We start from the raw sequence: 25147 nt of genomic DNA on the forward strand, positions 1-25147 counted from the left end.
TATAATATATTGTTAAATGATATATCGCAGGATGATATATAGTTAGATTAAAGGAGAGTGAAAAAATGGAACCAATGACAGACTCGACATATTTAATCTTACTAAGCTTGTTAGAGCCAAGACATGGTTATGCAATTATGAAAGGCATAAGTGATATGACCAATGACAGTGTCACAATTGGGCCAGCAAGTATGTATACAATATTAAAAAAGTTAGAAAAAAAGGGCGATATTCGTTTAAAAGAGGATAAGGATAGAAAAAAAATATACGTCATAACATCCCAGGGTAAAGAAGAACTAGTAAAAGAAGTAGATAGACGACGTATGTTTTATGAAGCTGGTTGTTCTTTATTAAATGGGGATAAGGTGGATATTTATGATATGGAAAAATACGAAGATTAAATTGTCAAAAGGATTAGCTTTTTATGCAGAAAAAGAAAGTCTTTATTTTTCAGAAGAAGCCAAAAATGGTTGGCAACTGAAAAAAATAAGCCCATTTGGTTTCTATATCTTAAAAAAAGCACCAATTGAAGAGTCGACATGGGTGATTGATTTTTATAGTGAGAAAGAAGATGATGTAGATGAGTACATTGATTTTTATAGAGAAACTGGTTGGGAGTTAGTTGAAAATTATAGAAACCGTTATTTTGTTTTTAAATCAAGAGGAAACCATGTCTTTAATTATACTGATAGACAAACGTATAAAGAAAGATTAAAAAAAGAAACAACATGGATGATGCTTCAATCGTTATGGGTGTTTTTTCCTAGTTTGAGACTGTATCTAATCTTGATTTTTAATAATAACTTCGGTATGAGTTTGTGGTTAAGAGCATTGGTAAGTGGTATTTTATTTGCTGGAATTATTTTCCCGGTATTATTAAGTTGTTTAATGATATATTTTAAAGTGGTTTATCATAAACGTCCTGAATTATATCGTAATCCAAAAGCAATTGATAAAGCACAGAAATTTGGGAGAGATATTGTTGTTGCGATGATTATAGGAGCAATTTTTGGATTTGTAAGTAGTATGTTATTTTTTAAATAGGGAGGAAAAAAATGTTAGAAGTAGAAGGGTTAACTAAGTATTTTGGTAACATGGCAGCTGTAGATGATGTGTCATTTCGCATTCCAGATGGGAAAATATTAGGCCTAATAGGGCAAAATGGAGCAGGAAAATCAACCACATTTCGTTTGATACTAAATTTTTTAGATGCAGATGATGGAGAGGTATTATGGAATGGTAAGCCATTAACTGAAAAAGATTATAATATTATAGGGTACCTACCAGAAGAAAGAGGTCTTTATCCTAAAGTAACTATTGAAGATCAATTGATTTATTTTGGAAGATTGCGTGGGAAGAAAAAGAAAGAGATTGTTCCGTTGATTGATAAATGGATGGATAAATTTCAAGTAAAAGGCAAAAAAACAGATAAAGTAAAATCATTATCAAAAGGAAATCAACAAAAAGTTCAATTAATTGCTACATTAATTCATGAACCTAAATTAATTATTTTAGATGAACCATTTAGTGGGCTCGATCCTGTGAATGCGGAGCTTTTAAAAGAAGGAATCATCGAATTAAAAGAAAAGGGCTCTTGTGTCATTTTTTCTAGTCATAATATGGAAAATGTTGAAAAAATTTGTGATCATTTAGTCATGCTTCGTGATGGTGATATGGTACTAGATGGAGAAGTCCAGACGATTCGGGAATCATTTGGCAGAACACATCTTGAGATTGAAACAAGTTTAACATTAGATGAGTTAATGTTAGTTCCGGGTGTCATTGGAGTAGAAGAGGTTAGACCCAATTATTATCATCTTAGATTAGAGTCTTCTGAGGCAGGTCGATTGGTATTTGACACTGCGATGTCAGTGAGTGATTACATACCAATTTTTAATCAACAACCTCCAACTTTAGAGGAAATATTTAAAATGAAGGTTGGTGAGGATAATGAATAAGTTTTGGGTTGTTGCGTTAGAAACATACAAAAAACATGTGAAATCAGCTAGTTTTATTATGATGGTACTTGCACCGTTTTTATTAATTGCCTTCTCATTTGGAACAGGGTACCTTAGTTCTAAATTTGCAGATGTGAATGAAATAGCTATTGTTTCAGAAGATAAAGCTGTTAGTCAGTCATATTCTGAAATGGCTAAAAAAGATTTTGATATTAATAAAGATATTCAAACAGAGTCTCAAGCAAAAAAAGCACTGGAGAAAGAAGAAATAGATGGTTATTTATTAATCTCTGTAAAGGATAATCAGCTAAATGGTCAGTATACAGGAGTCGAAACTCTTGGAACAACAAACGAGCAATTATTACTAGGTTACCTGAATCAAATCCAATTATCTATTAACTCAGGATCATTGGGATTGACTTCAGAACAAGTGAGTAAATTATTATCACAAGCATCTTTGAGTGAAACACAAGTTAAAGTTTCAAATGGAACGATTGAAGAAAATAAAGATAATCGAATGGCTCTTACATTTGTTGGTTTCTTTATAGTATTAGCGATGTATATGATTGTCCTATTGTATGCTTCGATTACAGCACAAGAAGTGGCTTCTGAAAAAGGAACGCGTATTATGGAAATCATCCTATCAAGTACAACCGCAGCAAAGCATTTTTATGGAAAAATAATGGGGATTTTCTTAGTTATTTTAACACAGGTGCTTATATATCTATTTTCCGGTATTGTGGCGTACTTTTTAGCTAAAGATATGGATATGGTTAAAGGATTTTTACAAACTGTTTCTATAGAAGAATTGATAAAAGGTATTTTAGGGTATAATTTGCTCTATCTATTACTAGGTGTGTTAATTTATACGATTTTATCGGCATTTACAGGGTCTCTTGTGAGTAAATCAGAGGATGCAGCAAAAGCTGTGACTCCTGTAACTTACTTAATCATGATTGCATCGTTACCAACGATGATGTTAGGAATGTCTGATCCACAAAATATTTTAATTAAAATATTTTCATTTATACCATTTTTTTCATCGTTTGCGATGCCAATTAGAATTGCAAATGATAGTGTAACGAATTCAGAAATTTTAATTTCTTTAGGAATCCTTATATTAGCTGTTATTTTATTGCTAAAAATGTCTGCAAAAGTTTATAAATCAACAGTGCTAATTTACAGTGATAAAAATATGATGCAAGTCTTTAAAGATGCAGTAAAAGTAACAAAATCAAGATAAAAATAGGCTGACCAGAAGTCTTAAAACAGAAAAAAATCCCATGAAATCTGTTAATTATAACGTTGATTTCATGGGATTTCTATTTTGTTAGTTAGGTGATTTTTATTTAAAAAGTTATTTTTGTGTCAGCCTCTTTTCGTTATGTCATTTTTACATTTAAAAGATGGTCTGTATATGTCACAGTACCTGTTTTTGTTAAAATAAAGGTGTCAATATCATCCATGTTGGTTAAAACAACAATCATAGAGGTTTCTTTTTTCGCTTCTTTAATTTGCTCTAAATCAACCATCGCTAATAAGTCACCTTGTTTCACTTTTTGACCTTGTGTTACTCTAATATTAAAAGGTTTTCCGCCAAGATTGACAGTATCAATTCCCATATGGATTAAAATATCTAGTCCGTTAGTTGTTGTGATACCAATGGCATGTTTTGTTGGGAAAATAGTGGTAATTGTTCCATCAACTGGAGAATAAATATGACCATTACTTGGATCAATAAAGTAACCATCGCCCATCATTTTTTCTTGGAATACAGGATCACTCACTTCTTCTAATGTATGAGCTACACCATTTGCAATAGAAGTTAAACTAACCTCTTTTACTTGACTAGTTGGTTGGACAATAATATCTTTCGTTGTTTCTGCTAAGGTGTTTTTTTCTAATTGTTCTTTTGGAATACCAAAGAAATAAGTAGCTAAAAATCCACCAACATAAGCAACAAGTAAACCTAAAACATATCCCCACCATCTACCATTAGAGATTAATGGGATTAACGCTACACCAGAAGGGCCAATAGCAATCGCGCCAATATTTCCAATCAATCCGACAACAGCACCACCAATACCACCACCAATACACGCGGTAATAAAGGGACGACCTAAAGGTAAGGTTACGCCGTAAATTAAAGGTTCACCAATACCCAAAATTCCAACAGGTAAAGCTCCTTTAATCATTTCAGTTAATTCTTTGTCCTTTTTGCATCGAACCCATAATGCAATGGCAGCTCCGACTTGTCCAGCACCTGCCATTGCTAGAATCGGTAGTAGCATCGTTTGTCCTGTCTCATTAATCATTTGGACATGAATAGGTGTTAATATTTGATGTAAACCAAACATCACCATTGGTAAAAAGAATGTTCCTAAAATAAATCCAGAGAATGCACCACCTATGTTTAGTACCCAGTTAATACCACCAACCATGCCGTCAGAAATAAATCCAGCAAGAGGCATAATAAAAAATATTTCAATTAATCCAATAATGATCAAAGATAAAGTTGGAGTGACAATAATATCTATCGAATCAGGAATGACTTTATGCAACCTTTTTTCAACAATAGAAAGTAACCAAACAGCAAAGATAACACCTAAAATACCCCCTTGACCAGGAGAAAGAGCTTGTCCTGTAAAGAGATTTTTAAGAGGAACTTCAGGGTTCATACCTGTTAACATGACAACAGCACCGATGACCCCACCTAAAGTAGGCGTTGCTTTAAATACTTGAGCAGCGTTAATACCAGTATAGATAACTAAATAACCAAACATCCCATTTTTTAGAATGTTCATGACGTCAATATACTGTTGCCAAGTTTCCCCATTAATACTTTCAGCAGTTACTAAGTTTGTTAGGATAGCAGCAATCCCTGCAACAATCCCAGTACCGACAAAAGCTGGAATCATAGGAACGAAAATGTTAGAAATGTCTTTAAGGATGACTTTTAAGGTAGATTGTTTTTGTTTGGCTTTTTGAGATTCTTTCATTTCTCTGGCTTTTTCATTAACCATTTCTTTTCCTGAATGGGCTTCAGGGAAAGTTTCTCCTAAATCAACACCAGCCATATCGACCATCTCTTTAGCTACTTTATTAACTTTTCCTGGTCCAATGATAATTTGTAGTTGTTCATCATCGACTACTCCCAGTACACCAGGAATAGCTTTTAAACCATCTAAATCAACTAAATCACGATTTTTAAGAGTCATTCTAACACGTGTCATACAGTGAACAACAGAGACAACATTTCTCATGCCACCAACATGATCATATATTTGTTGTGATAATTCGTTTAAACTTAATTCATTCTTTGCCATAGTGTTTCTCCTTTATAATGTTTTTTTTATAAAACCTTTAGCCTGAGTTAATTTGTCCATAGCCTCATTTTTGCTACTATTTGTCAAAATCATAACAATAGCTAATTTGACATCTTCATTTGCTTCATAAAAGTACGTTTCAGCCGTTTCATAATCAACTTCTGTTGCTTGCATAATAATGCGTTTTGCACGCTCTACGAGTTTTTCATTGGTTGCTTTTACGTCGACCATTAAATTATTAAAGACTTTGCCGATCCCAATCATGCTAATAGTTGAAATCATATTTAAAATGAGCTTTTGGGCCGTTCCTGATTTTAGTCGAGTTGATCCTGTTAAAACTTCTGGGCCAACGTTGACTTCAATTGGAAAATCAGCACTTTGGCTAATCAGCGCATTTTTATTACAAGACAAACTGGCAGTTTTTGCACCTAATTCTCTAGCATAGTTGAGTCCGCCAATTACGTATGGAGTTCTACCACTTGCCGCAATTCCAATGACCATATCTTGTTTTGATAAATTTAAATCAACTAAATCCTTTCTACCAAATTCCATCGAATCTTCAGCGCCTTCGACTGCGATAGTCATGGCTTTTTCCCCACCTGCAATTAATCCAACTACCATATCAGGATTAACACCAAAAGTTGGGACACATTCAGCTGCATCTAACACACCCAGTCTGCCACTTGTACCAGCCCCCATATAAATAAGACGTCCTCCTTGGTTAAAGGCTCTAATCGTTTGGATAATTACTGGTTCAATGCTAGTTAATTCATTTTTAATCGCATCGGGTACTTTTTCATCTTCTTTATTCATTAATAAAAGAGCTTCTTTGACACTCATCGTATCTAAACCTAATGTATTTTGATTACGTTGTTCAGTAGTTAAATTAGTTAAATCGATCTTACTCATTATTATCATCCTTTCTTAATTCATAACTCATGCCTGCTTTGATATGGTCTATTAAGTGAATATCCTTTTTAACTACATGAGCTACAACATTTACTTTTTCATCTTTAGGTAAGTTAACTTTGGTAATTTGTAATTCTCCCATATAGCGTAAATACTCGTGATTATCTAACGTCACACTCCCTTTTGAGCGTAGTAGGATTTTTTTTTTGGGAATATTAGGTATTTGCTTAAATCGTGCATTCGCACTTCTTACCACATCGCGTGCTTCATCTTGGCGGTTGTGATGTTGACCAATAAATAGAGAGTTAAATTCTTCATCAATGGTATCAATATGGAGAATTAGAGTATCATTTTGTAAAAACTCTTTAAACTGAGATTGTGTTACTTCGTTTAAACCACCATCTCCGATATAAATGAAATCAGTGAGTTGATTGGCTAAATCTAGAGCACTTGCTAGAGGATGGATATAACGATGTTCTTCTAGTGTAGGTAATCCTTCATAAAGTGGGCCTCGTAAATCATCGTCACCTGGAACGAAACCTTGAATAGTAAATCCATTTTCTTTTAACCATTGATTTTTTCCTAAATACCATGTTTTATCTAATCCTGTTTCTGGGCGAGGATAGTAGTTATGCCATGCTTCTAAGTTCTTGAAATTTGTTTTGTGTTTGATTAGTTCATTAATATCATGTTGTGTAATCGTACTAGCATTTAAACCCACAGTGATATGATGGGAAAAATGTGCGATTAATTCATTTGAAATATGATAGTCAATTCGAAGACCTGTTATGCCAATACTTTTTAATTCTTCAATGTTTTTCATAGAAAATCCAGCTTTAGTCAAAGCATCACCTGAAATATCAACCATTAAACTTAGGGAGTTTTTTTTTGCTTCGAGTCCAAGTTCAGTGAGTCGGGAGTGATAGGCAGTCACATTGTCTTCTGGAATATGGAGAGAAGTGAAGATCCCAGAAAAACCGATTGCTTTCATTTTTTCTATATATTTTTTCTTTTCGTTTGTTAAAGATTGGTTCAAAAAAATAGAAAAACCAAACATAGTTGTAAACCTCCTTTTTGGGTTCGCTTTCAATTTACGTAACCCTATTATATCTTAATGGAATTTTTTTTCAATAATAATATATAAAAAAAAAAATTTTATTTCATGAACATATTAAGTGACTAATTGGAAAAGATTGTTTAAACTGTAAAAAACTAAATGAGGTGATGAGTTAATGGAAGAAAAAGCGATTTTTGCTGGCGGATGCTTTTGGTGTATGGTAAAACCGTTTGATGAGCTACCAGGAATTATAAAAGTAGTATCTGGTTATACAGGAGGGCACAAAGAAAATCCTACCTATGAAGAAGTTTGTAGTGGAACAACAGGACACACAGAAGCTGTGGAGATAACATTTGATCCTGAAATCATATCATACAAGCAGTTAGTAGAAATATATTGGCATCAAACAGACCCAACAGATGCGATGGGACAATTTGTTGATAGAGGAGACTCGTATCGCCCAGTCATTTTTTATGCCAATGAAGAACAATATAATGTTGCAATAGAATCTAGGAAACAACTTGAAGAAAGTGGAAAATTTGATCAACCAATTGTGACGCAAATTGAAAAAGCGCAAGTCTTTTATCCGGCAGAAGAATATCATCAAGATTTTTATAAAAAAAATAGATCACATTACCAAAACTATCGTCAAGCATCTGGCAGAGATAAATTTATTAATCAAAATTGGTAAATAAAAAGAGGCTGATCCAAAAGTCTTAAATAGAAAAATCCCATGAAATCAATTTATTAAAAGACTGATTTCATAGGATTTTTGTTTTTTTAGTTTAGTGATTTTCATTTAAAAAGTTACTTTTGGTTCATTCTTTTTTTAAAAGTGGAAATCAACAATTTGTGTGCCATGTACTTCATTTACTTTTAAAAATGAAGCAACTGTATCTAAGTTTTTGTGAGAAATACCTCCACCAGGTAGGATGGTAATTCGATTATTTGCATAAGATATTAAATCATTAATGTATTCTAAATGTTGTTCGATAGGAACAAGGCTAGAGCCACCGTGAGTTAAAATACGTTGGACCCCACGTTCACTGAGCCAATCTATTGCCTCAAATTGATCGTCTCGACTCATTGAATCAAATGCCATATGAAAGGTGACTTGCATACCTTCAGCCGCTTCTAGTAAGACTGACATTGCTTCTTCATCAATTTTATGTTGTTCATTTAGACAGCCAAAAACGACGCCGTCTACGCCTAATTGTCTTGCTTCTAAGATATCTGCTTCCATAATTTTCAACTCAATATCTGTGTAAACAAAGTTTCCCCCTCGAGGTCTAATAATCGCCATAACAGGAATACTTTTTTCACTGCAATAAGCCATTGTTTCAGCCATGACACCTTTACTTACTGTTGTCCCTCCGACAGCTAGATTGTCACATAATTCAATTCTTGTTGCTCCTGAAGCAATTGCTTTTGGAATATTTGTAAAATTTTCAGCACAAAATTCTTTAATCATCACCAAAAAATCCTCCGATTTAAATTCAATAGTATAATCATAGTATAGCATAAACAATCATGCACTGATTAAAATTATGGTATGATAGTCCTAACATTTATTTAGGAGTTTATATATGCTAAAAAAGAAAAAAGAATATGCATTTAATCATTTAGAAAACAGTCTTATGGTATTTCAATGTCCAAAATGTCAAAATGAGTTCGCGTTATCAACGAGTGGTTTAGTGTGTCAATCAAACCACCATTTTGACTTGTCAAAAAAAGGTACCATCCATTTTCCGCTTCATCATATGACAAGTGACTATGATAAGGAAATGCTATTACATAGACGAAAAATGATTCAAAAAGGATTGTACGAACCAATAGAAAAAGAGATTGCAAGCATTATCTCTAGACAACATCATGTTGATGTTGTTGTCGATATGGGGTCTGGTGAGGGAAGTGTGTTAGAAAGATTGGTATCTAAACATTCTATAAGAAGTCATGCGATAGGTTTTGATTTGTCTAAAGAAGGTGTTCTATTATCAAGTGATTTTTCGGAAGAAGCGTTTTGGTTTATTGGGGACGTGACTAATATGCCTTTTAAAGATGACAGTATTGACATTCTTTTAAATATTTTTTCACCTAGTCATTATGAAGAAATGAGCCGAGTGTTGAAAAGTGAGGGACTTGTTATAAAAGTCATCCCAGAGTCTTACTATTTAAAGGAATTAAGAGATGTTTTTTACTATGATTCTGAAAATAAACAAGAGTATAGCAATCAAAAAGTCTATCAAAAGTTTTTAAAAGATATGTGCTTGCTAGAAGAAAAACGAGTGACCTATGATTTCTTCTTTGAGCAAGAGGATTTTCAAGATATCTTGATGATGTCACCGATTCATTGGGGAGCAAGTGAAGATGCTAAAATAAGAGCAAAAGAAAGTTATTTTCAGAAACTAACAGTCGATGTGAAAATATTGGTTGGGAAAAAACGATGATTTGCAAAAGTATGGTTGTTTTTTCAAAGCGATAATGCTACAATAACATCAAGTCATTTTCAGCGGTTTTTATCAGATTCCTGTTCTGATAAAAGTTGGTGAGATGGCAAACCGCCAACGTAGCGACTCGCAGTGGATTAACACCGAGACGATACGTTTTTTTTATGCAAAAAATTAGGAAAGAAGAGACCTTAAGAATGAACCATATCGTATTATTTGAACCACAAATACCTGCAAATACTGGAAATATAGCTAGAACATGTGCAGCGACTAATTCACCACTGCATTTAATTGAACCGTTAGGATTTTCAACCGATGATAAACACTTAAAACGTGCTGGATTAGATTATTGGCACGATGTGAATATTACCTATCATAAAAATTTGGAAGCCTTTTTAGAAACCATAGGGGAGTCTCCACTTCACCTTGTGACAAAATTTGCTAGACATACTTATAGTGATGTAACATATGATGATGGACGTGATCACTTTTTTATATTTGGAAAAGAAACAACGGGATTGCCTGAAACATTCATGAGAGACAATGAGGAAAAATGTATTCGTATACCAATGAACGATGAACATGTGCGTTCGCTTAATTTATCGAATACGGTTGCCTTGGTGGTATATGAAGCTTTAAGACAACAGGCATTCCCTAATTTAGAAACGGTTCATATTTATGATAATGACAAATTAAGTTAGGAGTCGAATAAATGAAATTATATTTTGTGCGTCATGGAAAAACAGAATGGAATTTAGATGATAGACTACAAGGGATTAAAGATTCACCATTATTACCACAAAGTTATGAAGACATGAAAAAATGTGGTTTAGCGTTAAAAGATATTCCATTTGAGGCTATTTATACTAGTCCAATTAAACGTGCTAAAGAGACGGCTGAAGGAATTGTGTCACAGTTCGACACAACTATCCCAATGTATGAAAGACAAGGCTTTGTCGAGCTTAGTTTTGGGGATTTAGAGGGAGATAAGTTTACTGAAGCTAAACGACGTTTTCCTGATGAAATGTTTTACTTGAGAAATCATCCAGATAAGTATGATCCTTCAGCTTTTCGTGGTGAAGATTATCGTTCAATGATTGACCGAAGCACTCGCGTTGTAAAAGAGGCGATACAAGAAACTGATACAGGGCCATTGTTGTTTGTGGGTCATGGTGCGATGTTAATTGCTTGTATGAGGACATTACTAGGAGTGCCAATTGAAAAAATACGTGAAGTTGAAGGTATGTTAGATAATAACAGTGTCACTATTTTGTCTTACGACGATGGTCAATTTACGTTAGATGCTTGGAATAATACAGATTTTTTATAAACGAATGAAATGTTGAGGTGATAACAATGGACGACGTACAAGACACCCTTTTTTTAAAAGGGAATGTTGAAGCCATCTTTTTTGAGAATGCGACAAATTTTTATAAAGTGATGTTAGTCAAAGTAAAAGAGACTAATACAACTTATGATGGTGATGAGATTGTTGTCACTGGAACATTTGGTCAGATACAAGAAGGTGAGCCTTATTGTTTTTATGGCGAGGTAGTGAATCATCCTAAATATGGTGAGCAATTAAAAGTTGAACGTTATGAACAAGATAAGCCGACCTCTACAGAAGGGTTAGTTAATTATTTATCTAGTAGTAAATTTCCAGGTATTGGTAAAAAAACCGCCCAGACTATTATAGAACAATTGGGTGAAACAGCAATCGATGATATCCTGGATAATCCTGATTTATTGGATAAAGTACCAGGCCTAAATAAAAAAAAGAAAGACGTATTAGTCGCTTCTTTACGAGAAAATTATGGGATGGAGCAAATTGTTGTTGGGTTAAATCGTTATGGATTTGGAAATCAATTATCGTTTGCGATTTACCAATTTTATAAAGCTGATACGCTAAAAGTGATTGAAGACAATCCTTATCAGTTAGTTGAAGATATTGAAGGTGTTGGCTTTAAAAAGGCAGATATGTTAGCTGATAAGTTGGGAATATCTGCGACGTCCTCAGCACGGATAAGAGCAGCACTTATTCATGAGCTTTACCAAGGATGCCTCAATGCAGGAGACACGTATATGGAGGCTAGACAGTTACTTGAAGCTTCTATCAACGTCTTAGAAAGTAGTCGTGCTGTCGAAATTTCACCACAATTAGTGGCTGACGAAGTGATTAATTTGTCGGAAGAAGGAGTCATCATTCAAGAGGGGACTCGCTTATTTGAAAAATCCTTGTATTTTTCAGAAATAGGAACGGCCGCATCGATTAATCGTTTACTAGAAAAAAAGAAAAAATTGCCTTACAAACAAAAAGAAATTAATGACACCATAAAGATGATTGAAGAACAAAACAATATAACTTATGGTAAAAGTCAGAAAGAAGCTTTGGAAGAAGCGATTATGTCACATTTTTTTATTTTAACTGGCGGACCAGGAACAGGTAAAACAACTGTCATTAATGGGTTAGTGACGTTATATGCTGAACTAAATGGTTTATCTCTTAATTTAGAGGATTATACACAAAAAATTTTCCCTATTTTATTAGCTGCACCAACAGGACGAGCTGCAAAAAGAATGAATGACATGACAGGATTACCAGCTAGTACGATTCATCGCTTATTAGGACTTACCGGTCGAGAAAAAGATGGTGTCGAAGCAGCAAAAGAGTTAGAAGGTGGCTTGTTGATTGTTGACGAATTATCAATGGTTGATACTTGGCTAGTCAATACATTATTAAAGTCTATTCCAAATAATATGCAAGTTATTTTTGTCGGGGATAAAGATCAATTACCATCTGTTGGTCCTGGACAAGTATTGACAGATTTATTAAGAGTAGAGGACATACCTAAAAAAGAATTGATTGATATTTATAGACAAGATGATGGGTCTTCTATTATATCTTTAGCACATCATATCAAAAATGGTGAGGTGCCAAGTGATTTAACTGAAAACAAAAAAGATCGTTCGTTTATTTCATGTCATGTTAATCAAATAGAATCAGTTGTTGAACAGGTTGTCACACGAGCGAAGGTTAAAGGATTCTCAAATCAAGAGGTACAGGTTTTAGCACCTATGTATCGTGGAAAAGCTGGGATTGATCAATTAAATATTATGATGCAGCAAATTTTAAATGGTAACGAAACAGGTGAGAGAAAAGAAGTTAAATGGTTGGATAAAGTTTATCGAATTGGTGACAAAGTTCTCCATTTAGTTAACAGTCCGGAAGTTAATGTGTTCAATGGTGATATGGGTGAAATTGTTGGTATCACTTATGGAAAAGACACAGAAGATAAGGTAGATGAATTAACGATATTGTTTGATGAAACAGAAGTGGTTTACAAACGAAACGAGTGGCAAAAAATTACATTAGCCTACGCGTGTTCTATCCATAAATCTCAAGGTAGTGAATTTCAAATGGTTATATTACCTTTGGTCAACCAATACGGTCGGATGCTCCAACGAAAATTATTGTATACAGCTGTCACAAGAAGTCGAGATTTTTTGATTTTGCTAGGTGAACCAGAAGCATTCATACGAGCGATTGAAAGTCAAACGATTGAAAGACAAACAACTTTAGCCGAGCGCCTAAGAGAGAGTGATGATACGTTAGAACAAAAGCTAGAGGATGAAGAGGATTACCTACAAGAAAAAATAACTAGTGTAAAAGAATCATTAACTCACGTTGTTGAAGAAACGACGGCTCAGTTGCCAGAAAAACAAGTAGTGGAGACAGTGTCATTATTTGATAAAGAGTCAGTCGAGAAAAACGAAGAACAAGAAACAAAAGAATACTATATTTTAACAATGGAAAATTATCAAACGATTTCCCCTATGATAGGGATGGAGGAAGTTTCTCCCTATGATTTTAATCAAAAAAAATAAGCGATGGTTGATATCCATGGCTTATTTTTATACCCAAAATAAACGGTGTGTGGTTTTGAAGTGTAGTTTAAATTCTCGTTCACCAAGTTCTTCACCATCAGCTTGTCCATTTTGTGGTACAGGACAAGTTAATATTAATTCAGAGTCAATAAAACGATGTAAATGTGGTGAAGTGAGATGCTGTTTAAAAAATAATTTTATAATTAGCCATGCTAAAGATAATGGAAAAATTTTCTCAACAACAATTAAGTGAATATCATCAGTGAAAACTGAAGCAGTTGGATCAATCGCAACACCACCTCCAAAATAAGGGTGATTGGTTGAGGTACACAAAAAAGCTTTTTTAAATTCTTGCTTATCGTCATTTGCTTCAACAATTAAAGGAAATGACGGTTGCTTGAAAATCGATGAAAATGCCGCACTGACATATGATAAAGAGCCTAATTTTAATTGGTTTAATAAGGATTTGGCTTTTGAATGGTTAGCTGTTGCAACAATTTTTGCATCAATGCCAACACCAACATTATTCAAAATAAGTCTAGTTTCATTTGAGTGTATGTCGGTGGCTTGCATCAGACTAATTGATTTAGGGTACGTTGTATTTAATATACGTTCGAGTGCTTGATTGACTTTCCTTGGAATACCAACCCCACGAGCAAAGTCATTTCCAGAACCACTGGGAATATAGGCAATAGGAATTTCAGGATAGTGTTTCAAAGCATTAACAACTTCATGAAGTGTTCCATCACCTCCAAGAACAACTAATAAATCAGTAAGAGGTTCATCTTCTTCATATGGCTTTAATGTGCCAGATAAGAGGCCTTCGACTATCTCTTTTTCGTGTCCAGCATAATTAGTTAGATAGGTCTGAAAAGGGAGGTTTCTTTTGGTTAATTGCCTTTTGACCTCTTTGCATTGTCTAGCCCCTTTACCAGACCCTGCCTGTTGATTGACTAATAGATGCAGTGTTAAATTTTTCATAGAGCAACTCCTTAATAGTGACAGGTTCTAAAAAATGGATTAGTTTATTGAAGTCTTTTTTGGAGACGTAGTTGATCTTTTAATTGAATCCCATGTTCAAATAAATCGTTTTTATAATGATGAGTAAAATAATCAGTTTGGACATCAATAATCCGAAATCCGTGTTTTTGATAAAAATAAAGTTGCCAGATACTTGTAGAACCTGTGCAAACTTCAAGTACAGAGTAGTGATTTTCTTTAGCAAAACAGTCGGCAAAAGATAGAAATGTCGTTCCGATCCCTTTATTTTGATAGTTGGTATCAACTGAAATATTCATAATTTCTATGGTAGAGTCATCTTTTTTATCTAATGTCATAATTCCTACAATTTTATTATTATAAAGGCATTCGAACAAAAAAGCACGAGAAATATATAAGTTTATCATTTCACTACTAGGATCAGCTTCGTAAAGTAGTGAAAAATGTATGGTTGATAGAGTATTTATTGCTTTAATTTTGACGGACATAAAATTCTTCCTTTTTTGTTAGTCTTTACCCATCATACCAAAAATTTTGACATTTTGTAGAACAAAGGGTAGGATAATATCGTTATGCTTTATAACCGCAGTTCATTCATACCATCCTGCGATATCAAAACTAGGAAGGAGAAAAATAAAAATGGAAAAATCTGTATCAAAATCGAAAACAACTGTTCTAGTTGTCAATGGGTTAATTGCAGCATTATATGTGATTTTAACTCTTGTAGTTGCCCCGATTGCCCAAGGTCCAATCCAATTTAGGGTATCAGAAAGCTTAAACCATCTGGTGGTCTTTAACAAAAAGTTACTATGGGGTGTACTCTTAGGTGTTGTTTTTTTTAATCTGTTTTTTGCTGAAGGTGGCATGATGGATGTGCTATTTGGTGGTGGACAAACGTTGTTAGCGTTAAGTATTACAGCTCTATCAGCTAAATGGATTAAGAGTGAGAAAAAACGAATGGTTATTAATATTATTGCATTTTCTACGAGTATGGTGTTAATCGCTATTATGATTTGTATGTTATCTAATCAATCAATCGGCTCTGGGTTCTTTTGGGCAACATATGGCTCGCTATTTTTAAGTGAGTTAATTATTATGAGTATTTCAGCGCCAATTATGTACTCAATCAATAAAGTAGTCCGCTTTGATAAATTTTAATGAATAGACATAAAAAAGCCAGCAAGAAATTTTTCTTACTGGCTTTTTTTAACTTAATGGTTGTTTCAAGTCTTCTACTTGGGCAACAAAAAAGTCTTTTTTCTCAAGAGCTTTAACGATTAAATCGCACGTTTCTTTATCAGTATCAGCTGGTAGAGTGATGATTGTGCGACGAATATACTCGTCACGACCAACATCTAATGTGATACAACTTGCAATATCAGAATATTTTGAAATAATTTTTGTCATGTTTGCCAAGTCACCTTTTCGACCAGTTGAGGCAATCGTTAATGCGAAGCGTCCTTCGTTAACGTTCCATGACTGAGATAAGATACCTAGTAAACTGCTATGAGTTAAAATACCATAAAATTGGTCATTTGAGTCTAATACAGCGATGTATGGTAATTCTTTAATGGTAAAAAAGATTTTAAAGAATGATGAATTCAAATGAATGAATTTTGTTGCATTTTTTATTAAATGTGTGACTGGTAAACTCATGTCACCGCCATTCGCTTTATGACGATAGATATGCATTTTATAGATATTTCCTCTAAAAAATTTTCCTGTTTCGTCAAGTACAGGGACGCAGCGAAAACCAGACTCTTCTAAGATATTTAACGCATCTTCTAGCGTACAAGTTTCACTAACAGTCGTTAGTAATCTTTTAGGTATACAGACTGATTCAATTAACATAATGTGTGGCTCCCTTCATTTTTCATTACATCCTAATAATACCATAAACAAACACTGAAACAAAAGAACAATAAACCTGTTCAGTAAATGAACGAGTTTGACAAACCCTTCATAAAACGTTATAATTTAAAAGTTATTAATACAGTGGGAGGATTCTACCCTTGGCACAAAAAAAATCAGCATTAGCGTGTACGGTTTGTGGTTCGCGTAATTACTCAAAAGCAGTTAGTGATTCACAGCGTACAGAACGATTAGAAGTAAAGAAATTCTGTAAGTACTGTAAAAAGCATACAGTACATAAAGAAACAAAATAGAGATTTATTTAGGAGGAGTTTAATCATGAAATTCTTTAAAAGTGTTATTGAAGAGATGAAACTTGTTACTTGGCCAACTCGTAAAAAATTAGTAAAAGATGTAATTACAGTGATTCAATCAACAATCTTATTTGCGTTATTCTTTGCAGCAGTTGACTTCTTATTAGCAAAAATTTCATACTTAGGATTAAAAGGCTTGTAGAAATTACTAGAAAAAAGCGTTGTTCAGTGTTACAATTAAGTTGAAAGAAAAACTTCGGCTCTCTGAGGTTTTTTTATTTTATCATGAAAAGGATGGTTGAATTCTGTGGAGTCATTTGAAAGACAGTGGTACGTATTACATACATATTCAGGTTATGAAAATAAAGTGAAAACAAATATTGAATCTCGTGCTCAAAGCATGGGAATGGAAGATTTTATTTTTCGAGTAGTTGTTCCAGAAGAGGAAGAACGTGAAATAAAAAATGGTCAAGAAAAAATAACAGCTAAAAAAACATTTCCTGGTTATGTTTTAGTGGAAATGACGATGACAGATGAGTCTTGGTATATTGTACGTAATACACCTGGAGTGACAGGGTTTGTCGGCTCTCACGGAGCAGGAAGTAAACCAGCCCCATTATTACCTGAAGAAGTTACTCATATTCTAGGAAAATTAGGAATGAGCAAACGTGTCACAGATTTAGATGTTGAATTAGGTGAAACTGTGACAATTACAGAAGGTGCCTTCTCTGGATTAACAGGTGAAATCACAGAAATCGATTTAGAAAAACAAAAATTAAAAGTAAATATTGATATGTTTGGTCGCGAAACAAGTACAGAGTTAGACTTTGATCAAGTAGATAAACTATAAAACCGATATTCTTATCGGTTTTTCTTTTCACTTATTTTATATAAAAGGAGGGATCTAGGACGTGTGAAAAAATTAGTTGTTATTATGATTAGTTTATGTTTTACGATGTTAACAGGATGTCACTTAAAAACAGCTCCTGCTCCTTTGACTGAAACGGAAAAAGAAACAGCCATTGACTACACAAATACACCAACAGTTTTTATACATGGAGCAGGTGGAGGGAAGTATTCTTTTGGTGGGATGATTAAGCGTTTTGAAAAACAAGAAATAGCTACTAAATCACTTGTCATAACTGTAGCAAGCAATGGACAAATTTTAACTGATGTAGATAGAACATCTGACAGCTTTTCAGATAATAATCCAATGGTTCAAGTATTGTTTGAAGACAATCGTAACAATGAATGGGAACAAGCGGCATGGATAAAATCAGTTCTAGTGTTTTTACAACAAGAATATGGTGTCAAAGAAGTTAATTTAGTGGGTCATTCAATGGGAGGGATTAGTGGATTTAGATATTTACTACAAGATGGTCGTAACAATGAGCTACCAAGCATTAAGAAATTTATTGCTATCGGTTCTCCATTTAATGAGTTTTTAGATACATTGGACAATCAAACATTAGATAACTTACTAGCAAATGGTCCAAGTGAGAAAAGTGAACGCTATATATTATATGAAAACGAACAAGCAGGTATGCCTATTGATGTGGATGTTTGTTTAATAGCTGGGAAAATATCTGATGATGATTTAAGTGATAAAACAGTGCCTCTAAGTAGTGCTCTTGCTATTAATTCTATGGTACAACAAAATGGTAATCCTATTTCAGTTGAGGTAATTGAGGGAAAAGGGGCTGATCATAGTGGCCTTCATGAAAACAGTGACGTTGATACACTAGTTAGTCAATTTTTATGGTATAAAAAATAAAGTATTGACTTTTACCTGATAACTCGATAATATGAATGAAAGTTTTACATTTTTTGCAAGTAGGGAATAAGAACTGTGCTAAGAAAGTCGATGGATGCTGCAAATCGAACCAACTTATTCACCGAATTACACTTAAAATGCCATAATTAAATAATAAATTAAGAGATGAAGATAGATGGACTATCTTTAAATTAAGGTGGTACCGCGAAAAAGTCGCCCTTATGTTTTAAAACATAAGGGCGATTTTTTTATTATAGAAAGGGAGAATTGTGATGAGTTGTGGTGGGATGATACGATATCATTTTATTTAATAAATTAATCAACTTATTAAATGAAAAGAGGAAAAATCATGAAAAAAAAGATAGGCTTGTTAGAAGCAAGTTTAGTGTTATTAATCATTTTATGTTGTATTTCGATGGGCGTTATTGTATTTAAATTGTCACCGAATGTCGTGATTTTATTTGCGATAGCTATAACGATTGGCTATATGGTAATCAGAAGAATGCCACTGGAATGGGTAAATGAAGGTATTGTGAGTGGGTTAAAACCAGGAGTTATTCCTATTTTTATCTTTTTATTAGTTGGGGCACTGATTGCTGTGTGGATACAAGCAGGAATCATTCCAACAATTATGGTGATAGGGTTCAAATTATTAAGTGTAAAATGGTTTATTCCATCTATTTTTCTTGTATGTGCGATTGTAGGAAGTGCGGTTGGAAGTGCCTTTACGGTAATGTCAACAATTGGGATAGCTTTCTTTGGTATCGGTGTAACATTAGGGTTAAATCCTCCATTGATTGTTGGAGCGATAGCTTCAGGAGCTGTCTTTGGAGATAAGATGTCACCATTGTCAGAGTCTACTAATTTAGCTTCGGCTGTTGTCGAAGCTGATTTGTTTGATCATATTAAAAACATGATGTGGTCAACCATTCCGGCATTTTTAGTATCGTTAATTTTATTTACAGTGATTGGAAAATCAGATACAACAGCTGAATTATCAAATGTCAAAGAAGTGACACAAGTACTTGAATCAAATTTTTACATATCCATGTGGTCACTTATTCCGATTTTATTGATGCTCATTTGTGCATGGAAAAAACTACCGGCTATCATGACAATTTTATTAAATGTAGTCGTTGCAGTTGGGATGATTGTGATTCAACAAGGGGAAATAGATTTAGTTCAATTAGCAAATGTTATTGAAAATGGGTTTGTCTCAAAAACTGGTAATGAGCAGGTTGATATGTTATTGACTCGTGGTGGAATCAATAGTATGACGTTTACTGTTCTACTTATTATTTTGACGTTATCACTTGGTGGTATCCTAATGAGAATTGGACTTGTGACAACAGTTATTGATGCTTTATCAACTAGACTAACATCACCAAAACAACTGATTATTGTGAGTTTATTATCTAGTATTGGGGTGAATATTTTTATTGGTGAACAATTATTATCAGTTATTTTGCCAGGAAATGCATTTAAAGATGTGTATAAAAAAATGGATTTAGATCCAGTTGTATTGAGTCGTACATTAGAAGATGGAGGAACTGTTATAAATTATTTGATTCCTTGGGGGATTGCTGGTAGTTTTGTGGCGAACACGTTTGGTGTACCAACAATGAGTTATATGCCATTTGTTTTCTTTAGTTTATTGTCACCAGTATTTTCTATAGTAAGTGCCCTAACAGGAATTGGAGTAAGATACACAAAAAAAGTTGCCGATTAGGGCAACTTTTTTATTTAGTACAACATTTTACTTGTAAGAGCTTTTACCGGCTTATAAAGTAATGACACAATGATAATGGCTGCAATAGCGTTAATAACAGTAATATAAAGTGTTGAAAAACTGGCAAAAGCAGACACGCCAAACGTATTTCCCATCATAAGTTGGATAACTAAGTTTTTAAGGAATGTCATTGTAATTTTTGCAATAGCTGCAATTGTCATAATGACAGGAATAAACCATACTTTATTGTCATATTTTTGAAAACGATGATAAGCTAGTGTTAATACACCACCAACTACAAAACTCTCTAAAATAAAATAAGGAGCTTCAGCTGCAAAACCATTTAAAACATCAAAAATTGCAAAACCAATTCCTCCAGCTAATGAGCCCTTAAAAAAACCTAATGTTAAAACAGCAAGTGAAAGAATAGGTAACCCAAAGTGGAAAAATGGATTTCCTACAAGGGCGGGAAGTGGCACACGGATACTTGTCCCAACTACTGTTAGTGCGGCAAATAACCCCATCAATGTTATTTCTTTTATACTCCATCTAGAACTTGTTACCATGATTATCATCTCCTAAAGTCATTCGATTTGTTGCTTCTTGCAAGGCGCCATGCCACACATAACCTGTAAAGTCATTCAGATAAATGCCATGTTTAATAGCACTTGTTACATATGTTTTAGCTAATTTTACACTAGATTTTAATCCCAAACCTTTAGCAATTCCGGCAGTAATCGCTGCGGCAAAAGAACAACCAGCTCCGTGATTAGTATGAGTATTTAATTTGTCTTCATGAATAAACATAAAGTCATCCCCGTCATAAAATAAATCAGTTGCTGTTCGACCTTTAAAACGTGCTCCACCTTTAATAATGATCGCTTTTGGACCAAGCTCATATATTTTTAGGGCCGCTTGTTTCATGTCGTCTTCAGTTTCTATGACATCTATGCCAGATAAAATACGTGTTTCAACTAGATTTGGTGTGATGATATCTGCTAAAGGAATTAATTTTTTAATCATGGCATCGACCAAATCGGGTTGTAAGACATCATTATTAGTTTTGACAGCCATTACAGGGTCTAAAACAATATGTGATTGATGTTCTTTTGTTAAGTAATGTTCTAATAAATCAATGACAGGCAAACTTCCTAATAGGCCAATTTTTAGTGCGTCTAATGATCCTCCAGAAAAAGCTGTTTCAAGTTGTTTTTCAACTATTTCTGTTGGAATTGGGTAAATAGAAGGTGTTTTTGTTTGAGGGTCAACAGTTAAAATGCTTGTGATACTGCTAAGTCCAAACGTTCCATATTCTTCAAATGTTTTTAAGTCAGCCTGGATTCCTGCGCCTCCTCCAGCATCGGAGCCAGCAACTGTTAATATTTTTTTTACCATAGTGTCCACTCCTTGTGTATGTTGTATTAAATTTTATCATGTTGATTAATAAAACATACATCCAATTTTAAAAAATTGGACCCATCCAGTTGTGATATACTTGAATGTAAAGAGGTGTTTTTTTGGAGATTAATATAAACAAGTCATCAAGTACACCATTGTATCGTCAAATCATGAATCAACTTATTTATCAAATTAATGAGGGGATACTCTATCAAAATGAGCGACTTCCTTCAGAGAGAGAATTAGCAGAAAAGTTGGCAGTCAATCGGAGTACAGTGGTCAGAGCGTATGATGAGTTAAATGCACAGGGATTTGTTGAAAAGAGAGCGAGTAGTGGTACTTATGTGATTGGTCAGACTGAAGAGCAAAAAATCGATCATTTTAAAGATAGGATTCAATTTAATAATCAAAATCATGAACATCGACATTACATGATGAAAATGAAAGAAATCATAGCAAGAGAAAGCCAAGATGTCTTGGACGGCTTTACAGGTGAATTGCCTTACAAGATGATTCCAAATATCAACTTACCCAATGTTAATTGGCAAACCTTTTTGTCTGAAGATGTCTCAAGGCTAGGATACGTTCCTCTTAGAAAAAATATTGCGAAGTTAGTTCACACGATGTATGATCATGAGCCTAAGTTAGATGAGCTGATGCTTACAGCTGGAGGACAACAGAGTCTGGTGCTACTTATTCAAGCCTTGTTAAAACCAGGTGATACAGTAGTGGTAGAGGATCCGTCTTTTTTTAATGGTATTTCTGTTTTAACGGCCATGTCGATAAAAGTGATTCGTATTCCTGTAGATCAAGATGGTTTTAATGTAAATAAGTTTGAGGAACAAATAAAGAAAGCAAGTATCCAACTGGTTTTAACCAATCCAAATTTTCAAAACCCAACAGGTACATCGATGAGTATGCCAAGAAGAAAGAAATTAATTGAATTGTGTGAACTATACCGTATTCCGATTATTGAAGATGATGTATTTGGTCAACTATCATATGATTCTCCTAATAGACTACCATTACTAAAAGAACTATCACCTCAGTTAGTGATATACATTGGGTCGATTTCAAAAATATTGGGCAGTCGTATGCAATTAGGATGGATAGAAGCACCAGTGTATGTTTTAGATGAGGTGGCGAAATTAAGAGATGAGTATGAAACACAATTAAATATTTTTCCACAAGTAATGGCGTCATACGCTCTTGATGATTCCGAGTTTTTAAAAAAATTGACCGAGTTGCAACAATTATTAAAGCATAAAGTGGCTATTTTTATAGGAAAACTACAAGAAAAAATAGGAGAGTATTTTTCTTATACCTTACCAAAAGGAGGTTATTACATCTGGCTGACTTTTAAAGGAAGGACATTAACAGCAGAAGATTGGTGGATATGTATCGATAAAAACATAGCTGTTTTGCCAAGTTTTACTGTGACACATTCTGCTCAAAGTTGTCGTATTAACGTAGCAAGGATAGGTCATGAAGAGATGGATTTATTTATGATGAGGTTAGAGGAAATAGCTAAACATTGGAGCAACTAAACAAGAAAATAGAGATAGTGTGATAATAAATATAAGAGAAAGTATATCTTACAGAAATTTTTTGTTTTTTATGATAAAATGGTATCAACTTAAGACGTGTAAAAATTTATCGATTGAAAAATAATTCGTGTGAGTATCAAGTAAGCAATTATTTTAGTGAATGTATTGATAAATATGGATCGTGAACAAGAAAAATAATGAAAGAGGCTATATTGATTCATTCATATAGCATAATTGAGGTGGAGAATTAGTGAGTCAAGTGAAAATAATTCCTTTAGGAGGAGTTAGAGAAAACGGCAAAAGTATTTATGTTGCAGAGATAGAAGAAGAAATTTTTGTGATGGATTGTGGGTTAAAATACCCAGAAAATGAACAATTAGGAATTGATATGGTTATTCCTGATTTTTCTTATCTAGTAGAACGTCAAGATAAAATTGCAGGTGTATTTTTAAGTCATGGCCATGCTGATGCGATTGGTGCGCTACCTTATCTTTTGGAAAAAGTATCCGTGCCAGTATTTGGTTCAGAGTTAACTATAGAGTTAGCAAAAATCAATGTTAAAAATTATCCAAACACTAAAGATTTTAATGATTTTCATGTCATTGATGAGAATACCATTATTGAGTTTGCTCAATCAGAGGTTAGCTTCTTTAGAACCACACATACAGTTCCAGACTCAATGGGAATAGTGTTGACAACTGATGAAGGTCAAATTGTTTATACAGGTGATTTTAAATTTGACCAAAGTGCCAGTCCAATGTATCAAACAGATTTTGCTAGACTAGCTGAGATTGGTAAAAAAGGTGTACTGGCGTTATTGAGTGATTCTACAAATGCTGAGAGCAATATTTTATCAGCATCTGAAAATGAAGTGGCTGATGAAGTAGTGGATACTTTTAGATATTGGGAAGGTAGAATTATTGTTGCTAGTGTTGCAAGTAATCTACAACGTATCCAACAGGTATTTGATGCAGCTTATTTAAGTGAGCGTTTTGTTGTTTTAACAGGAAAAGACGTCGAGCAAATTGTTCGAACAGCTATTCGTTTAGGCAAGTTGACTTTACCAAATGATGAGTTGATTATTACTGAAAAACAAATGAAACAAAAAGAGCCACATGAACTAGTTATTTTAGAAACAGGTCGTATGGGTGAGCCGTTAAATACATTACAGAAAATGGCGAGTGGGCGTCACCGTTTTATTCGCATCACAGAAGGCGACTTAATCTATATCACAACTACACCGTCAACAGCTGTTGAGACAATGGTCGCAAAAACAGAAGACATGGTGTATCGTGCAGGGGGAACTGTTCAAACGATTTCTGATACAGTAAAGGTATCTGGTCACGCCAACCAAAATGATTTAAAATTAATGATTAACCTGATGAAACCTAAATTCTTTATCCCAATTCAAGGAGAATATAGAGTGTTGGCTAAGCACGCTGAGTTGGCAAATGAAGTAGGTATTCCATTTAAAAACATCTTTATATTGGGTCTAGGGGATATTGTAGAATTTGAAACTGGTCGTCTAAGGATGACAGGATCAATTGAAATTGAGAATGTATTGATTGATGGCTTAGGTGTCGGTGATATAGGGAATATCGTTTTAAGAGACAGAAAGATATTGTCTGAGGATGGTATTATTATTGCGGCAATTACCATTAATCGTCGGGAAAAGAAAATTATTTCACCAGCTAGAATTACGTCACGTGGATTTGTTTATATGAAATCTAGTAATAACTTGATGAAAGAAAGTGGCGACATTGTTGAAGCCGTTGTTTTAGAAAACCTTGAGAAACAAGATTTCGATTGGGGAATCCTAAAACAAGAGATCAGAGACCAAATGAGTCGTTATCTATACGAACAAACCAAACGTCGTCCAGTTATTCTACCAGTCATTATGGAATCTAGTCAAAAAAGAAAATAACTAATTGTTAAAAACACGTTACGGGATAT

25 protein-coding genes and 2 pseudogenes are annotated in these 25147 nt (G+C 33.9%); 18 read left to right on the forward strand and 9 right to left on the reverse strand.

All coding sequences use genetic code 11. The features are described from left to right. Positions 1 to 65 precede the first annotated feature (65 nt). From JNUCC83_RS00490 to JNUCC83_RS00510, 5 genes and pseudogenes are all read left to right on the forward strand, one after another. Positions 66 to 401, forward strand: a complete 336-nt coding sequence (locus JNUCC83_RS00490) for a PadR family transcriptional regulator (RefSeq protein WP_454460313.1) — start codon at positions 66 to 68, stop codon at positions 399 to 401. Continuing rightward, positions 376 to 1044, forward strand: a complete 669-nt coding sequence (locus JNUCC83_RS00495; RefSeq protein ID WP_454460314.1) for a DUF2812 domain-containing protein — start codon at positions 376 to 378, stop codon at positions 1042 to 1044. The genes JNUCC83_RS00490 and JNUCC83_RS00495 overlap by 26 nt, the downstream gene beginning before the upstream one ends. 11 nt (positions 1045 to 1055) lie before the next feature. Further along, positions 1056 to 1734, forward strand: a pseudogene (locus tag JNUCC83_RS00500) (ABC transporter ATP-binding protein); the annotation flags it as partial. 11 nt (positions 1735 to 1745) lie between these two features. After that, positions 1746 to 1958: pseudogene (locus tag JNUCC83_RS00505) on the forward strand (ATP-binding protein DrrA1-3 family domain-containing protein); the annotation flags it as partial. After that, on the forward strand, positions 1951 to 3201 hold the full coding sequence (locus JNUCC83_RS00510) for an ABC transporter permease (protein WP_454460315.1): 1251 nt from the start codon (positions 1951 to 1953) through the stop codon (positions 3199 to 3201). The pseudogene JNUCC83_RS00505 and the gene JNUCC83_RS00510, both read left to right, overlap by 8 nt. Before the next feature lie 139 nt (positions 3202 to 3340). Here JNUCC83_RS00510 and JNUCC83_RS00515 read toward each other — a convergent pair whose 3' ends face one another. The 3 genes from JNUCC83_RS00515 to JNUCC83_RS00525 are packed head-to-tail and all read right to left on the reverse strand — an operon-like array spanning position 3341 to position 7250. Continuing rightward, positions 3341 to 5284: a glucose PTS transporter subunit IIA gene (locus JNUCC83_RS00515; protein ID WP_454460316.1), complete on the reverse strand. Its 1944-nt coding sequence runs from the start codon at positions 5282 to 5284 to the stop codon at positions 3341 to 3343. A 12-nt stretch (positions 5285 to 5296) separates the two neighbouring features. Beyond that, positions 5297 to 6193, reverse strand: coding sequence for an N-acetylmuramic acid 6-phosphate etherase (gene murQ, locus JNUCC83_RS00520; RefSeq protein ID WP_454460317.1), 897 nt, complete (start codon positions 6191 to 6193; stop codon positions 5297 to 5299). Beyond that, complete coding sequence (locus JNUCC83_RS00525; RefSeq protein ID WP_454460318.1) at positions 6186 to 7250, reverse strand: DUF871 domain-containing protein; 1065 nt, start codon at positions 7248 to 7250, stop codon at positions 6186 to 6188. The genes murQ and JNUCC83_RS00525 overlap by 8 nt, the downstream gene beginning before the upstream one ends. Positions 7251 to 7425: 175 nt before the next feature. On the opposite strand from JNUCC83_RS00525, the gene msrA reads away from it, so the two are divergent. Then, on the forward strand, positions 7426 to 7941 hold the full coding sequence (gene msrA / locus JNUCC83_RS00530; RefSeq protein ID WP_454460319.1) for a peptide-methionine (S)-S-oxide reductase MsrA: 516 nt from the start codon (positions 7426 to 7428) through the stop codon (positions 7939 to 7941). A 138-nt stretch (positions 7942 to 8079) separates the two neighbouring features. Here the strand turns inward: msrA and JNUCC83_RS00535 are convergent, their stop codons facing one another. Beyond that, positions 8080 to 8721, reverse strand: a complete 642-nt coding sequence (locus JNUCC83_RS00535) for a copper homeostasis protein CutC (protein ID WP_454460320.1) — start codon at positions 8719 to 8721, stop codon at positions 8080 to 8082. Positions 8722 to 8836: 115 nt separating this feature from the next. Here JNUCC83_RS00535 and JNUCC83_RS00540 point away from each other — a divergent pair, with 115 nt between their 5' ends. The 4 genes from JNUCC83_RS00540 to recD2 all read left to right on the forward strand — a co-directional run bounded on the left by JNUCC83_RS00540 (position 8837) and on the right by recD2 (position 13582). Continuing rightward, the gene (locus JNUCC83_RS00540; RefSeq protein ID WP_454460321.1) at positions 8837 to 9697 is read left to right on the forward strand and encodes a methyltransferase domain-containing protein; all 861 of its coding nucleotides are present in this window, start codon (positions 8837 to 8839) and stop codon (positions 9695 to 9697) included. Between the two features lie 197 nt (positions 9698 to 9894). Further along, positions 9895 to 10398 carry a tRNA (uridine(34)/cytosine(34)/5-carboxymethylaminomethyluridine(34)-2'-O)-methyltransferase TrmL gene (trmL, locus tag JNUCC83_RS00545; protein WP_454460322.1) on the forward strand — a complete coding sequence of 168 codons (504 nt, stop codon included), beginning with the start codon at positions 9895 to 9897 and terminating at the stop codon, positions 10396 to 10398. 11 nt (positions 10399 to 10409) lie between these two features. Beyond that, complete coding sequence (locus JNUCC83_RS00550; protein WP_454460323.1) at positions 10410 to 11027, forward strand: histidine phosphatase family protein; 618 nt, start codon at positions 10410 to 10412, stop codon at positions 11025 to 11027. A gap of 26 nt (positions 11028 to 11053) precedes the next feature. Continuing rightward, complete coding sequence (gene recD2 / locus JNUCC83_RS00555; RefSeq protein WP_454460324.1) at positions 11054 to 13582, forward strand: SF1B family DNA helicase RecD2; 2529 nt, start codon at positions 11054 to 11056, stop codon at positions 13580 to 13582. Between the two features lie 27 nt (positions 13583 to 13609). On the opposite strand, the gene JNUCC83_RS00560 is transcribed toward recD2, so the two are convergent. Then, entirely contained in the window at positions 13610 to 14563 is a 954-nt protein-coding gene (locus JNUCC83_RS00560; RefSeq protein WP_454460325.1) for a diacylglycerol/lipid kinase family protein, read from the reverse strand. 44 nt (positions 14564 to 14607) lie between these two features. Further along, complete coding sequence (locus tag JNUCC83_RS00565) at positions 14608 to 15069, reverse strand: GNAT family N-acetyltransferase (RefSeq protein WP_454460326.1); 462 nt, start codon at positions 15067 to 15069, stop codon at positions 14608 to 14610. A gap of 151 nt (positions 15070 to 15220) precedes the next feature. Here JNUCC83_RS00565 and JNUCC83_RS00570 point away from each other — a divergent pair, with 151 nt between their 5' ends. Further along, positions 15221 to 15739: a QueT transporter family protein gene (locus JNUCC83_RS00570; protein WP_454460327.1), complete on the forward strand. Its 519-nt coding sequence runs from the start codon at positions 15221 to 15223 to the stop codon at positions 15737 to 15739. 48 nt (positions 15740 to 15787) lie between these two features. Here the strand turns inward: JNUCC83_RS00570 and cbpA are convergent, their stop codons facing one another. After that, positions 15788 to 16432: a cyclic di-AMP binding protein CbpA gene (cbpA, locus tag JNUCC83_RS00575; RefSeq protein ID WP_454460328.1), complete on the reverse strand. Its 645-nt coding sequence runs from the start codon at positions 16430 to 16432 to the stop codon at positions 15788 to 15790. 161 nt (positions 16433 to 16593) lie between these two features. On the opposite strand from cbpA, the gene rpmG reads away from it, so the two are divergent. From rpmG to nhaC, 5 genes are all read left to right on the forward strand, one after another. Beyond that, on the forward strand, positions 16594 to 16746 hold the full coding sequence (rpmG, locus tag JNUCC83_RS00580; RefSeq protein ID WP_071457484.1) for a 50S ribosomal protein L33: 153 nt from the start codon (positions 16594 to 16596) through the stop codon (positions 16744 to 16746). 25 nt (positions 16747 to 16771) lie between these two features. Further along, positions 16772 to 16948 carry a preprotein translocase subunit SecE gene (secE, locus tag JNUCC83_RS00585; RefSeq protein ID WP_454460329.1) on the forward strand — a complete coding sequence of 59 codons (177 nt, stop codon included), beginning with the start codon at positions 16772 to 16774 and terminating at the stop codon, positions 16946 to 16948. 105 nt (positions 16949 to 17053) lie between these two features. Beyond that, positions 17054 to 17596: a transcription termination/antitermination protein NusG gene (gene nusG, locus JNUCC83_RS00590; protein ID WP_454460330.1), complete on the forward strand. Its 543-nt coding sequence runs from the start codon at positions 17054 to 17056 to the stop codon at positions 17594 to 17596. 63 nt (positions 17597 to 17659) lie between these two features. Beyond that, on the forward strand, positions 17660 to 18520 hold the full coding sequence (locus JNUCC83_RS00595; protein WP_454460331.1) for an alpha/beta fold hydrolase: 861 nt from the start codon (positions 17660 to 17662) through the stop codon (positions 18518 to 18520). 349 nt (positions 18521 to 18869) lie between these two features. Beyond that, positions 18870 to 20249, forward strand: coding sequence for a Na+/H+ antiporter NhaC (gene nhaC, locus JNUCC83_RS00600; protein ID WP_454460332.1), 1380 nt, complete (start codon positions 18870 to 18872; stop codon positions 20247 to 20249). Positions 20250 to 20263: 14 nt separating this feature from the next. Here nhaC and JNUCC83_RS00605 read toward each other — a convergent pair whose 3' ends face one another. After that, positions 20264 to 20815 carry an ECF transporter S component gene (locus JNUCC83_RS00605; protein WP_454460333.1) on the reverse strand — a complete coding sequence of 184 codons (552 nt, stop codon included), beginning with the start codon at positions 20813 to 20815 and terminating at the stop codon, positions 20264 to 20266. Further along, positions 20799 to 21644 carry a bifunctional hydroxymethylpyrimidine kinase/phosphomethylpyrimidine kinase gene (thiD, locus tag JNUCC83_RS00610; protein WP_454460334.1) on the reverse strand — a complete coding sequence of 282 codons (846 nt, stop codon included), beginning with the start codon at positions 21642 to 21644 and terminating at the stop codon, positions 20799 to 20801. Before thiD ends, JNUCC83_RS00605 begins: the two co-directional genes overlap by 17 nt. 122 nt (positions 21645 to 21766) lie before the next feature. Here thiD and JNUCC83_RS00615 point away from each other — a divergent pair, with 122 nt between their 5' ends. Both JNUCC83_RS00615 and JNUCC83_RS00620 read left to right on the forward strand, forming a co-directional pair. Beyond that, positions 21767 to 23194, forward strand: coding sequence for an aminotransferase-like domain-containing protein (locus JNUCC83_RS00615; protein WP_454460335.1), 1428 nt, complete (start codon positions 21767 to 21769; stop codon positions 23192 to 23194). Positions 23195 to 23444: 250 nt separating this feature from the next. Then, entirely contained in the window at positions 23445 to 25118 is a 1674-nt protein-coding gene (locus JNUCC83_RS00620) for a ribonuclease J (protein WP_454460336.1), read from the forward strand. Positions 25119 to 25147: the final 29 nt, after the last annotated feature.

It is taken from the genome of Vagococcus sp. JNUCC 83 (assembly GCF_053667615.1).

What these genes read in the sequence shown, in the direction of transcription:
- JNUCC83_RS00550 (WP_454460323.1), top strand. Translation starts at nt 10,410, where the DNA reads ATGAAATTATATTTTGTGCGTCATGGAAAAACAGAATGGAATTTAGAT.
- thiD (WP_454460334.1), bottom strand. Translation starts at nt 21,644, where the DNA reads ATGGTAAAAAAAATATTAACAGTTGCTGGCTCCGATGCTGGAGGAGGC.
- msrA (WP_454460319.1), top strand. Translation starts at nt 7,426, where the DNA reads ATGGAAGAAAAAGCGATTTTTGCTGGCGGATGCTTTTGGTGTATGGTA.
- secE (WP_454460329.1), top strand. Translation starts at nt 16,772, where the DNA reads ATGAAATTCTTTAAAAGTGTTATTGAAGAGATGAAACTTGTTACTTGG.
- recD2 (WP_454460324.1), top strand. Translation starts at nt 11,054, where the DNA reads ATGGACGACGTACAAGACACCCTTTTTTTAAAAGGGAATGTTGAAGCC.
- trmL (WP_454460322.1), top strand. Translation starts at nt 9,895, where the DNA reads ATGAACCATATCGTATTATTTGAACCACAAATACCTGCAAATACTGGA.
- JNUCC83_RS00515 (WP_454460316.1), bottom strand. Translation starts at nt 5,284, where the DNA reads ATGGCAAAGAATGAATTAAGTTTAAACGAATTATCACAACAAATATAT.
- cbpA (WP_454460328.1), bottom strand. Translation starts at nt 16,432, where the DNA reads ATGTTAATTGAATCAGTCTGTATACCTAAAAGATTACTAACGACTGTT.
- JNUCC83_RS00565 (WP_454460326.1), bottom strand. Translation starts at nt 15,069, where the DNA reads ATGTCCGTCAAAATTAAAGCAATAAATACTCTATCAACCATACATTTT.
- JNUCC83_RS00495 (WP_454460314.1), top strand. Translation starts at nt 376, where the DNA reads ATGATATGGAAAAATACGAAGATTAAATTGTCAAAAGGATTAGCTTTT.
- JNUCC83_RS00605 (WP_454460333.1), bottom strand. Translation starts at nt 20,815, where the DNA reads ATGGTAACAAGTTCTAGATGGAGTATAAAAGAAATAACATTGATGGGG.
- JNUCC83_RS00525 (WP_454460318.1), bottom strand. Translation starts at nt 7,250, where the DNA reads ATGTTTGGTTTTTCTATTTTTTTGAACCAATCTTTAACAAACGAAAAG.
- nhaC (WP_454460332.1), top strand. Translation starts at nt 18,870, where the DNA reads ATGAAAAAAAAGATAGGCTTGTTAGAAGCAAGTTTAGTGTTATTAATC.
- JNUCC83_RS00570 (WP_454460327.1), top strand. Translation starts at nt 15,221, where the DNA reads ATGGAAAAATCTGTATCAAAATCGAAAACAACTGTTCTAGTTGTCAAT.
- murQ (WP_454460317.1), bottom strand. Translation starts at nt 6,193, where the DNA reads ATGAGTAAGATCGATTTAACTAATTTAACTACTGAACAACGTAATCAA.
- JNUCC83_RS00535 (WP_454460320.1), bottom strand. Translation starts at nt 8,721, where the DNA reads ATGATTAAAGAATTTTGTGCTGAAAATTTTACAAATATTCCAAAAGCA.
- JNUCC83_RS00560 (WP_454460325.1), bottom strand. Translation starts at nt 14,563, where the DNA reads ATGAAAAATTTAACACTGCATCTATTAGTCAATCAACAGGCAGGGTCT.
- JNUCC83_RS00490 (WP_454460313.1), top strand. Translation starts at nt 66, where the DNA reads ATGGAACCAATGACAGACTCGACATATTTAATCTTACTAAGCTTGTTA.
- JNUCC83_RS00540 (WP_454460321.1), top strand. Translation starts at nt 8,837, where the DNA reads ATGCTAAAAAAGAAAAAAGAATATGCATTTAATCATTTAGAAAACAGT.
- JNUCC83_RS00510 (WP_454460315.1), top strand. Translation starts at nt 1,951, where the DNA reads ATGAATAAGTTTTGGGTTGTTGCGTTAGAAACATACAAAAAACATGTG.